Origin of the sequence: Candidatus Amarolinea dominans, from assembly GCA_016719785.1 — a bacterium.
Lineage (GTDB): Bacteria > Chloroflexota > Anaerolineae > SSC4 > Amarolineaceae > Amarolinea > Amarolinea dominans.
This window is the reverse complement of the sequence record JADJYJ010000007.1, coordinates 184,086-196,194: the sequence shown is the minus strand read 5'-3', so window position 1 is coordinate 196,194 and position 12,109 is coordinate 184,086. Positions and strand designations below refer to the sequence as shown.

General features: G+C 59.6%; 9 protein-coding genes. All 9 read left to right on the top strand.

The window, feature by feature from the left end:
- Positions 1-4: 4 nt before the first annotated feature.
- The 9 genes from IPM84_10670 to IPM84_10630 all read left to right on the top strand — a co-directional run bounded on the left by IPM84_10670 (position 5) and on the right by IPM84_10630 (position 12,107).
- Positions 5-685 carry a DUF1211 domain-containing protein gene (locus IPM84_10670; protein ID MBK9093225.1) on the top strand — a complete coding sequence of 227 codons (681 nt, stop codon included), beginning with the start codon at positions 5-7 and terminating at the stop codon, positions 683-685.
- A gap of 41 nt (positions 686-726) precedes the next feature.
- Positions 727-2,547, top strand: coding sequence for an AGE family epimerase/isomerase (locus IPM84_10665; protein MBK9093224.1), 1,821 nt, complete (start codon positions 727-729; stop codon positions 2,545-2,547).
- Between the two features lie 67 nt (positions 2,548-2,614).
- Complete coding sequence (locus IPM84_10660) at positions 2,615-2,947, top strand: STAS domain-containing protein (protein ID MBK9093223.1); 333 nt, start codon at positions 2,615-2,617, stop codon at positions 2,945-2,947.
- Positions 2,948-2,967: 20 nt separating this feature from the next.
- Entirely contained in the window at positions 2,968-5,082 is a 2,115-nt protein-coding gene (glgX, locus tag IPM84_10655) for a glycogen debranching protein GlgX (protein ID MBK9093222.1), read from the top strand.
- A 128-nt stretch (positions 5,083-5,210) separates the two neighbouring features.
- Positions 5,211-5,549, top strand: a complete 339-nt coding sequence (locus IPM84_10650) for an STAS domain-containing protein (GenBank protein ID MBK9093221.1) — start codon at positions 5,211-5,213, stop codon at positions 5,547-5,549.
- A 65-nt stretch (positions 5,550-5,614) separates the two neighbouring features.
- Complete coding sequence (locus IPM84_10645) at positions 5,615-6,064, top strand: ATP-binding protein (protein MBK9093220.1); 450 nt, start codon at positions 5,615-5,617, stop codon at positions 6,062-6,064.
- 38 nt (positions 6,065-6,102) lie between these two features.
- Positions 6,103-7,371, top strand: a complete 1,269-nt coding sequence (locus IPM84_10640) for a SpoIIE family protein phosphatase (GenBank protein MBK9093219.1) — start codon at positions 6,103-6,105, stop codon at positions 7,369-7,371.
- A gap of 376 nt (positions 7,372-7,747) precedes the next feature.
- Entirely contained in the window at positions 7,748-8,497 is a 750-nt protein-coding gene (locus IPM84_10635; GenBank protein ID MBK9093218.1) for a MinD/ParA family protein, read from the top strand.
- Between the two features lie 247 nt (positions 8,498-8,744).
- The gene (locus tag IPM84_10630) at positions 8,745-12,107 is read left to right on the top strand and encodes a cyclic nucleotide-binding domain-containing protein (protein ID MBK9093217.1); all 3,363 of its coding nucleotides are present in this window, start codon (positions 8,745-8,747) and stop codon (positions 12,105-12,107) included.
- Positions 12,108-12,109: the final 2 nt, after the last annotated feature.

The following is a 12,109-nucleotide window of genomic DNA, read 5'->3' as shown; positions in this document are numbered from 1 at the left end:
AACGATGACAGAACCACAGATGAGTCACGCAGAGCACGACGTGAAGCGCAAACACGCGAAGGGACATCACAGTGCGCCCGGAAATGAGCGCATTGGATCTTTCAGCGATGGCGTCTTCTCGATCGCCATCACGCTGCTCGTGCTCGAAGTAAAAGTGCCAGACGACATTACCGGCGGCCTGATCACGGCCTTGCCAGTGATATTGCCGAAACTCCTGGCGCATGTCATCAGTTTCGCTGTCCTGGGTATCTACTGGGTGGGGCACCACAATATGTTCCTGCATATCAGGCGCCACGACCGCTGGCTCCTGTGGATGAACATTCTCTTTCTGCTGTTTGTGGCTTCCATGCCGTTTGCGGCCGCCCTGATCATTCATTACCCCGACGATCAACTGGCCCTGATCTTCTATGCCCTGATGCTGATCGGCGCTGGCCTGGCCCTCAACCTGACCTGGCGTTACGCCACGAAGCAGCGGCGGTTGGTGCCAGCGGAGTTGGATGCCGACTTGATTGCGTTTGTCAACCGGCGCCAACTGATGGCGCCCATGGTCTACGTGATCGCTGTCTTGGTTTCGTTTCTGAACCTGAACGTAGCCAAATTGTTGTTCATTCTGGTTCCCCTATTGTACATCGTGCCCAGCCCGTTGGATCAGTTTCATCACAAACAACTGGCTGATACTGAATAGCAGCGCCATGCGCAGCAAATTGAAGCACAGGAGAGTGACACATGGATAAGTTGAAGTTTACCTTCTCGGACACTATTGCCGGCTACGTTACCCAGTACGATCGGTCACTGGACACCTACTCGGTGCGCACCAGTGGCGGCGTCACCTATGACATCAAGCTAAAAAGCAACACCTACGCCTTACTCACCCGCAACCTGGGCGATCCCTACCAGGATTGCACAGGGCAGATGCGCGACATGCTGGTGGCCGAGCGTCATGTTTTTACCTACGGCATCTTTTATCCGCAGGGCGATGGCTACATCTTCGAGGCGCAGTTTCTGGTGTTCCCCGGCCGTCGGGCGGGCGAATTCGTTTTCGAGCGCCAGGACTGGTGGGTGCAGCAGATTGGGGAGTTGGGCAAGTTCTACGCCCGCGCTCAGTTTGGCGATGCACCGGTTGACTACAAGGACTACCGCACGAACATCACCCTGACCGGCGAGAAGGCGTCTGACCGCTATCGCCAGGAAACGGACACCATCTCCCGCCTCGTCTACGGTTTTGCCACGGCGTACATGCTCACCGGTAATGATCGCTTCCTGGAGGGCGCCGAGCGCGGCACTGAATACCTGCGCGACCACATGCGCTTCTACGACCGCGATGAGAACATCGTCTACTGGTATCACGGCATTGATGTCGAGGGACGCCGCGAGAAGAAGGTGTTTGCCTCTGAATTCGGCGATGACCTCGATGCCATCCCCGCCTACGAGCAAATCTACGCCCTGGCCGGCCCCATCCAGACCTACCGCGTGTCGGGTGATCCGCGCATTTTGCGCGATGCGGAGCTGACCGTTGACCTGTTCGATCGCTTCTTCCTGGATCGTGAGAAGGGCGGCTATTTCTCCCATCTTGATCCGATCACGCTGGACGCGCGCAGCGAGGCGCTCGGTCCCAACCGGGGAAAGAAGAACTGGAATTCGGTGGGCGATCATGCGCCGGCCTATCTGATCAATCTGTGGCTGGCGACGGGCGAAGAGCGCTATGGCAAGATGCTCGAATACACCTTCGACACCATCACCGCTCACTTCCAGGACTACGAGCACAGCCCCTTTGTGCAGGAGAAGTTCCACGAAGACTGGTCGCACGATTCCACGCACATGTGGCAGCAAAACCGCGGCGTGGTGGGCCACAATCTCAAGATCGCCTGGAATCTGCTGCGCATGTTTGGCGCGCAGCCCAAGCCAGAGTACGAGGCCTTTGCCCGCAAAATTGGCGCCATCATGCCCTCCGTCGGCGGCGATCAGCAGCGCGGCGGCTGGTATGACGTGATGGAGCGTAACCCCGCACCTGGCGAAAGCCTGCACCACTTTGCTTTCCATGATCGCAAGGCGTGGTGGCAGCAGGAGCAAGGCATCCTGGCCTACCTGATTCTGCACGGTGTGCTCGGCGACGAGGAGTACCTGCGCCTTGCGCGTGAATCATCGGCCTTCTACAACGCCTTCTTCCTTGACCACGACGATGGCGCGGTCTATTTCAATGTGATGGCCAGCGGTGTGCCTTACCTGATGGGCACCGAGCGCCTCAAAGGCAGCCATTCGATGAGCGGGTATCACTCCTTCGAGCTGTGCTACCTGGCCCAGGTCTACACCAACCTGCTGATCACCAAGCAGCCGCTGACGCTGTACTTCAAGCCGCTGCCCGGTGGGTTCAAGGACAACATTCTGCGCGTTTCGCCCGACATCCTGCCCGCCAACAGCATCACCATCAGCGAAGTGTGGATTGATGACGAGCCTTACAGCAATTTCGATGCCCAGGGGCTGACCGTCAAGCTGCCAGAATCGAAGGAGCGCCTGCGCGTGCGCGTCACGGTGCAGCCAACCAAGTAACTGGCACGAGCCAGTAGCGCCATCCGGCGGATGGCGCTACTGGCCGGCCCAAAAAGGACAATCTTTCATGGAAATAAACGTTCAGACCGAGCAGTCTATCCAAATTATTGATATCAACGGCGAAGTGGACGGCAACACGGCCCCCCAGGTGCAGACGCAGATCATGGCGGCGGCCGCAGCGAACCCGCGCCTACTGCTGGATATGAGCCACGTGCCCTACATGTCGAGCGCCGGTTTGCGCATGCTGCTGGCCACCTACCGCAACGTGGTAGGTCATGGCGGTCGCGTTGTGTTGGTGGGCCTGGTGGAAGAAATCAAGGACACGATGGAAATGACTGGCTTCCTCGACTTCTTTGCCCATTTCGATACATTGGCCGAAGGCGTCGCTGCCCTGGCGTAGCCGTTTACAAGGAGTGATCTATGGACCGAGTTGATGCATACCCCACCCACGAACACCAGGGTTTCAAGCTGCGCACCGGCAAACCCTTCCCCTTTGGGGCCACGTTTGTGCCCGGCGGAGTCAATTTCTCCGTTTTTTCCAGCCATGCCACCGATTGCACCCTGGTGCTGTTCGAAAAAGGCGCTGCCCAGCCGCTGGCTGAAATCCCCTTTCCTGATGAGTTCCGCATTGGCAACGTCTATGCGATGATCGTGTTTGGCCTTGACTACGAGAAGATCGAGTATGGCTACCGCATGGAGGGGCCGTTCGATCCACCAAACGGACACTGGTTCGACAAGTCCAAGATTCTGCTCGATCCCTACGCCAGGGCGATCGGTGGTCGCGATGTGTGGGGCACGCCCCCCAACTGGGACGACATCTACCGCTATCGGGGACGCCTGGTTTTTGACGACTTCGACTGGGACAACGACCGCCCGGTTGAGATTCCCACCGAAAACCTGGTGATCTACGAGATGCACGTGCGCGGATTCACCCGCCATCCCTCGTCCGGGGTGAAATTTCCTGGCACTTTTGCCGGCATCCGCCAGAAAATCCCCTATCTCAAGGAACTGGGCGTGAACTGCGTCGAACTCCTGCCCATCTACGAGTTCGACGAGTTCGAAGGCAGCAGTCCGGATCCAAAGACCGGCGAACTGCGCGTGGGGAACTACTGGGGCTACAGCACCGTGGGCTTCTTTGCGCCCAAATCAGCCTATGCCGCCACCGGCAAGATGGGCATGCAGGTTGATGAGTTCAAGGCGCTGGTCAAAGAGTTCCATCGCCATGGCATCGAAGTGATGCTGGACGTGGTTTTCAATCACACGGCCGAGGGCAACGAACATGGGCCTTCCATTTCGTTCCGCGGGATTGACAACAAAACCTATTACATGCTCACGCCCGAAGGCTATTACTTCAACTTTACGGGCACCGGCAACACCCTCAACTGCAACAATCCGGTCGTGCGCAACATGGTGTTGGACTGCCTGCGCTACTGGGCGGCCGAGTATCACATTGACGGCTTCCGTTTCGATCTGGCCGCGGTGTTGGGACGCGCTCCCTCGGGCGCGCCGTTGTCCAACCCGCCGCTCCTGGAAACCCTGGCCTATGATCCCATCCTGGCGAAATGCAAGCTGATCGCCGAGGCCTGGGATGCTGGCGGTCTCTACCAGGTTGGCTCGTTTCCTGCCTACGGCCGCTGGGCCGAATGGAACGGCAAGTTTCGCGACGATGTGCGCAAGTTTGTCAAAGGCGAGGCGGGACTGGTCGGCGCCATTTCCCAGCGCGTGCAAGGCTCGCCTGACCTCTATCTCACCCGCGGCGCCACGGCCTCGATCAACTTCATCATCGCGCACGACGGTTTTACCCTGAACGACCTGGTGTCCTACAATGAGAAGCACAACTGGGCCAACGGCGAAGAGAATCGAGATGGGGCCAACGACAATGACAGTTGGAACTGCGGAGCAGAGGGTCAGACCGACGACGAGGGGATCAACAGCCTGCGTCGTCGCCAGATGAAGAACTTTGCGGCCATCCTGATGTTGAGCCAGGGTGTGCCCATGATCCTGATGGGCGATGAAGTGGCCCGTACCCAGGATGGCAACAACAACACCTATCGCCAGGACAATGAAACCAACTGGTTCGATTGGAACCTGGTGCAACAGAACAGCGCCCAGCTGCGTTTCTTCAGTCAGCTCATTGCGTTCCGGCATGCGCATCCCATCCTGCGTAACCGCTGGCATCTGCGTAACCAGGACTACCTGGGCACCGGTTATGCCGACATCAGCTGGCATGGCACGCAGGCCTGGAATGCGGATTGGTCAGACAACAATCGCACCCTGGCTTTCATGTTGAACGGCCGCTATGCGCATGGGGGCCAGACGGCGGATGACTTTATCTACATGGCATTGAACATGCACTGGGACGCTCATCATTTTGAGCTGCCCCGGCTGCCCGAAGGCATGCAGTGGTATGTGTTTGCCAACACCGGCGTTGAGTCGCCGGCCGATGTGTGGGAGCCAGGCCACGAGCCGCGGCTGGATGACCAGGCTGGTTTCCTGGTGGGATCACGCTCGGTGGTGATCATCGTTGGGCGCTGAAATGCAGGGCGCGCCCTTGCGGTCGCCCACGCGGGCAGGCGCAAGGCCTACCCCGGATTATTGAGAAGCGTTGAACTGCGATCAACCATCGCAGTTCATGAACGAAGAGACAGGAATGGAGAAGAAAAATGGCTTTTACAGTTTCAAGTAGCATGAACAACGGTATTGCCCAGGTCACCCTGGTGGGTGAGCTTGATGGCGGCGTGGCGGGTCAGTTCAAAACCGCGGTCGAAGAAGCAGCCGCCTGGAACCCGCGGCGCCTGGTCCTGCTCTTGCAGGATTTGACGTACATGTCCAGCGCGGGCCTACGGGTTCTGGTGTTTGCCCGCCAGAAGATGGGGTCACACGTTGATCTCTACCTGGTGGCGCCCCAGGAGTCGGTCCAGGAGACCATCGAAATGACTGGTTTCGATCAGAGCTGCATTATCATTGACACTTACGATCCAGTCGTGATCGAGACCTTCTAGTCGTTTACGGCAAACCGGGTTTCAAGAGAAACCCGGTTTGCCCCATTGAGCGCAGGAGTTGATCCATGCAGCCTTTGAAGGTACCGGGTACCCTCGCTTCCCTGAAGCTGATTCGAGATTATGTGACCGAAGCATGCGTGCTGGCCAGCCTGGACAAACGTGTTGGCTACCGGTTGCGCCTGGGTGTAGACGAAATTGCGACGAATATCATCAACTACGGCTATGATGGCTCCCAAATCTCAGGCGACATCGAAGTCAGCGCCCATGTGAATGACGAGTCGCTCACCATCATCCTGGAAGATACGGCGGTGCCCTTCGATCCGTTGTTGCACCCAACGCCAGACAACCTGGATGCACCGTTGGAATACCGCGGCATCGGCGGTCTCGGCGTCTACCTGGCCATCCAGGGCACCGACCAATTTCTCTATGAGCGCATTGATAATCGCAACCGCAACATTTTCGTGGTCAAACGTTCCGATCCGACGCCGCCGGTCACGACGGCGCCTGTGCCATAACTGATGGCAAAAGAGATGATAAAAGGAGACGCCGGCGCGTGCCAATTCAATCTGCACGAGTGTTAGTCATTGATGATAGCCCGCTCCGCCGCGCCACGCTGGCGCGGCGCCTGGATATGCTTGGCTATGGCGCGCTACTGGCCGAATCGGGGCAGCATGGGCTGGAATTAGCCAAAGCAGAAAAGCCAGAGCTAATGCTCCTGCAGATCAACCTGCCGGACATGACCAGCGAGTATGTCATCAAACATCTCAAGGTGGACGACGACCTGAGCAGCATCATCGTGCTCATGCTGACGTCCGGACAAACCACCGAGGGCGTGGAGGCCTGCCTGGCCCTGGGCGCGGACGATTACCTGCCCGAACCGTTCTCGCCCTCCCTGCTCAAGGTGCAGATCACCGATTACCTGGAGGTGCGCCAGCATCGGATGGAGGATCGCGAGCGCCTCAAGCGCGAGAAGGTGCTCAACGATGTGGCGATTGCCCGGCGTTTCCAGAGCGATTTCTTGCCCAAGGAAGTGCCGCAGCCCAAGGGCTGGCAACTGGCGGCCTGCCTGCATCCCGCGCGCGAAGTGGCCGGTGACTGGTATGACATCTTTACGCTGACGCAAGGGCGCCGCGTGGGCATTGTCATCGCCGATGTCTGCGACAAGGGCGTGGGCGCGGCGCTGTTCATGGCGCTCAGCCGCAGCCTGACGCGCGCCTTTGCGCAGCAAAACTACAGCCTGAACCTGGTGGAATCTCTCTTGGGCGACGGCCCGGCCCAGATCAGCGCACGCCCAGGACGGCGTGGCCTGCCCGCCATTGGCGCCACCGCGCTCAAGAACGCCGTGCTCCTGACCAACAACTACATCATGGAAAACCACTCCGATCTGAACATGTTTGCGACCATGTTTTTCGGCGTGCTCGATCCAATGACCGGCGGGCTGGTTTACATCAATGGCGGCCACAATCCGCCGTATATCATGGGCGCGGATGGCGCCCTCAAAGCGGTGCTCAAGCCGACCGGAATGGCGGTCGGTATGATGGCGCAGACCGATTTTAGGACTGGGGATGCGCAGCTTGAACCCGGCGACACCCTGGTCATGTACACCGATGGCGTTCCCGACGCGCGTAATCCGGCCGGAGGGCAGTACACCGACAAGCGCCTGCGCGAGCTGTTAGCCACGCCGGCCACCTCCGCGGCCGGCCTGCTCGAGCGCATTGATAGCACGGTGCGCAATCACATCGCTGACGCCGTCCAATTCGATGACATCACCATCGTGATCGTGCGCCGCATGCTGCCGGCCGAGAGCAGCGCCGTCGGTTGATGAGCAGGAATCCCACACAGGCAACGCCCCCTGGCGCAATGTGTACTGTGTGACCCCCATGTCGTCTGTCCCGTATCCCTTCAATAATCCGGGGGAGGGGTATGGCCTTGCGCCTGCCCGCGTGGGCGACCGCAAGGGTGCGCCCCTACGAATTGAGAAGATACTCTGTCCCTGTCTGAGCAACCCGTATTGACGATCAGTGGGGGTATGCTACAATGGACAGCACTTGCAGCATGAATAATACCAGTAACCGTTCAGGCCCTCACCCCCTCTCCCGTCGTGTGCTTTTCCACGACGGGAGAGGGGGTCGGGGGGGTGAGGGCTTACGTAGTGCTGTAAGAAGACAATAAAATCCGAACTGAGAAGGTGGGTAGTTATGATTATCTCTGTTCACTCGTTTCGAGGTGGCACTGGCAAATCGAACACAACGGCCAATCTGAGCACAGTGCTGGCGATGAGCGGTAAGCGTGTGGGCGTCGTTGATACCGACATTCACTCCCCCGGCATCCATGTTTTGTTTGGTCTCCAGGAAGGGGACGTTGTGCATTCGCTCAATGACTACTTATGGGGCAAATGCAACATCGAAGATGCGGCCATTGACGTCAGCCCCCGCTTAGGAAGAAAAATCTCAGGGCAGATCTTCCTGATCCCATCCAGCATGAAAGCCAGTGATATTGCCCGCGTGCTGCGTGAGGGTTATGATGTCGGTTTGCTCAACGATGGCTACCAGCGCTTGATCGAAGAGTTGAAGCTGGACGTTCTGATGATTGATACCCATCCTGGCCTGAACGAAGAAACGCTGCTCTCGATCGCCATCTCCGATGCGTTGGTGCTCATCATGCGCCCTGACTCGCAAGACTACCAGGGCACCGCAGTCACGGTCGAAGTGGCAAAGAAGCTCGATGTGCCGCACATGTTGCTCGTCGTCAATAAGGCGCCGCCCATCTGGAATCCAAACGATGTCAAAGCGCGCGTCGAACGCACCTTCAACTGCCCGGTGGCCGCCGTGCTCCCCCATTCGGATGAGATGATGACGCTCGCCAGCGAAGGAATCTTCGTCATCCGCTACCCCAACCATCCCATGACGGCCCTCTATCAGCAAATTGCGGGCATGTTGAACGTCTGACCGGTTGCGCGACCTGTTGTCCTGCAAATCCTAAACGCTGGCTAGCCAATCTGCACCGTGCGGGGAACCTGGCCAGCGTTTTTTATCCCCAAAATCCCTGATCTCTGATCTCCGATCTCCGATCTCTGATCCCTGATCTCCGATCTCTGATCCCTGATCCCTGATCTCCGATCTCTGATCTCTGATCTCCGATCTCTGATCTCCGATCTCCGATCTCATGCAATGCTGAGCTTAGGATTTTCTTGCCGTGATTCTTGTCCTGGGCAGACTGCTCAATATCCGAACGCATGAATGGCCGCGGCTGCTCATCCTCTATTTGATGTCGTTTGTCGTTTTGACCGGCATCAACTGGGGTGAGACCATCGTCGAGGCTGATTTCCTGCGCCAAATCGGCGTGCAATACCTGCCCTGGGCGTTCATCGCCAACGCGATCTTTTCCATCCTGGCGATCTTCATCTACTCGGCCTTTGCCGATCGCGTCAGCAATGACCGCATCCTCGTGGCCCTCCTGGCCGTGAGTGTCATCGGCATCGTGATCGGACTGGCGCTGTTGGCCGCCGGCGCTGTCTTCATCGCCTTCCCCCTCTTCTACCTGATTCTCAATGTGCCCTTGCTCGACATCTACAACGTACATTGGGCCACCTATGTGAGCAGTTTCTATGATACCCGCGCGGCCAGGCGCGTCGTCCCTGTCCTGGGAACTTCGGCGCGCCTGGCCGGCATCGTCGCGGGCCTCACCATCCCGCTGCTCAATCAGCATCTGGCGCCAGTCGGCATCATCGGGCTGTGGATGGGCGCCCTGGTCGTCATGGCGCTGCTGGTCTGGTTGATGCCGCGCCTGCTGCACGAAAAGACCGCGCCGACCGCCATCACTATCACGGCAAGCCTCGGCTCTGCCCCACGGACACTGGCCCGCCCATCAGCACGCGAGAATCTACGTGAAGGCAGCGCGTATGTGCGCCAATCGGTTTTCCTGCGCTGGATGGCGGTATCCACCCTGATTTTCACCGTATTGTTGGCGCTCATCAACTATCGCACCAGCAGCATTCTCCTGGGCGAACTCAAAACAACCACGGCCATGGCCGATTTTATCGGGGTGGTCAGCGGCATCACCAACCTGATCGCCCTGCCCATCCAGTTATTTCTCGTAGGCCGACTCATTGGTTGGTTTGGGCTGGGCAACGCCAACCTGATCTTCCCCGCCGGCACCATGCTGATCAGCGGCAGCCTGATCTTTTTCCCGCGACTGGCGTCAGCCGCCCTCGGTTACTTCAATCGCACCACCTTTCGCACCGCGTTCCGCAATTCCACGGAGAATCTGCTCTACAACGCCGTGCCGCTGCGGGTCAAAGGACGGGCGCGCGCCTTCATCAGCGGGCTGATCGTCCCTGTCGGCGCCATACTGGGCGGCGCGATCCTGCTCCTCACGCCGCTCCTGCGCGGCTCAGGCGCGGCCGATTGGGTCTTGTCGGCCGCCATGGGCGCGCTGGCCCTCGCCTTCGTCGTGATGGCCGTCATCATTCGGCGTCAATACAGCCAGGCGCTGCTGCGCCTGCTGGAGCAGGAAGATTACGCCAGCCTCCTGCTGCAACATGCCGCCACCTTGACCAGCGCGGACCCGCCCACGCTGGCGCACCTGCGCAGTAGGATAGCAGCCGCCAAAGATCCGGCGCTGACGCTCTTCCTGACTCAGCTCCTGATCGAGATCGGCGGCGTCAACGTGATCCCCACGGTGACTGAGTCCATTCGCCAGGCGCCTGACGCCGCGCAGCGCAGCGCGCTGCTCGACCTGTTGACCGCGGCTGATTTGCACCATGACAGCGTGCGCCAGGTCTTTACCGAGTGCCTGGCAGATACCAGTGGTCTGGTCCGCCAGGCCGCGCTGGCCGGCCTGGAAAACATGCTGGGCGCCCAGCACAGCCAGTATCTCAGTTTGGCCTGCACCCGGCTCAGCGATGATGATCTCGACGTGCGCGGCCAGGTGTTGCCGGCGGTGCTGGCGTCTGCTGACCCAAACCTGCGCGCGGCCGCAACCACCATCCTCCAGGAGATGCTCGATAGCACCGACAGCATGCAGCGTTTGCGAGGCGTGCAGGTGATCGGACAGACGGCAAATCTCTCCTGGCTGCCGGCTGCCATGCACAGCCTGGACGATCCGATGGATGACGTGCGCCTGCAGGCCATGTTAGCCATCGAAGCGATGCTTCCCCAACCCTTGCCCGACGAACAAGAGAGCCTGCTCTTTGCCACCCTGGAAAAGCATACCCGCGACCCCATCGAGCAGGTTCGGCAGGTTGCGCTCACAACCCTGGCGCGCCAGACCGGCAACGGAAGCATGGGAGCGCAAACCTGCTCTATTCTCTTGCTCGGTTTGCATGACGACAGCGCCGGTGTCCAACAGGCCGCGGTCGAAGCCCTCGCGTACCTGGGAGACCGGGTCTTGCCTGCGCTGCAACCGCTGCTCAACGCCAGCAGCTCACGGCAACGCAAACTAGCCACGATCGTCGCTGGCCGTGTCGCCGCGCAGGCCTGGGCGCCAACCTTGAGCGCCGAGATGAACGATAGCCTGCTGCAGGCCGGCCGCTTCTACAGCTACTGGTACGCCTTGACCAGCGCGTCAGCCCAGCACGCGGCCCTGCAGACGAGCGGGATGACCCTGCTGCAGGCGGCTCTGCGTACACAAACCGACGAACGTCTGCACGAGGTGTTCGAGCTGTTGGCCGCTCAACACCACGCGCAGGGTACGCAGGTCGTGGAAACGGCTCTGCGGGCCGAGGATGAACGCACGCGCGCCAACGCCGTCGAGGCGCTGGAGTCCTTGACGACTCCGGCCCTGGCTTCACTCATGGCCGCCCTGTGCGATCCAACCGCCGCGGCAGACCGTGTCAGCAGCCTGGTGGCCGCGGGCCAGGATACAGGTGTACCCACTCCGGCCCAAGCCATACTCGCCTTGTGCAGTCACGCCCAGTCGGACGAAAACCCATGGCTGGACGCATTGGCCGGTTTTGCGCTGAGCCAACTCACACCGGCGGACGCAGCCCTGTTGGGTGACAGCTCGCTCGCGGCCCCTGAGCAAACCGAACTCACCGTCAACGCCAGGCCGCAGGAGGAAATCATGCTCTCACTGATCGAGCGTATCATTTTTCTCAAGGAAGCGCCATTCTTCCGTGAGATGACCATCAACCAGTTGAAAGTCCTGGCGCCGGCGTGCGAGGAACAGCGCTTTCACGCCGGCGACATCATCTTCCACCAGGGCGAGCCTGGCGGCGTCCTGGTGGTGATCATCAATGGGCAGGTGGGCATCGAACAGAGTCGGCGCCGCGGTTCGTCCATCCGCCTGGCGACGCTCGGCGCGCATGGCTACTTTGGCGAGATGACCCTTTTCGACAACAGCCCCCACACCGCATCGGCCATCGCCCTGCAAGATACGCTGGTGCTGCATCTGCGGCGTGAGCCGCTGATCGCCCTCATGCGCCGGCATTCTGACCTGGCCCTGGTGCTCATCAATGTGTTGAGCAGCCGTTTGCGTGAAACGAGCGATCGGGTGGGCGACCTCAGCCGCAGCCGACCACGGGAGTTGCATAAACTATATGATCAACTTGATCAGTAACC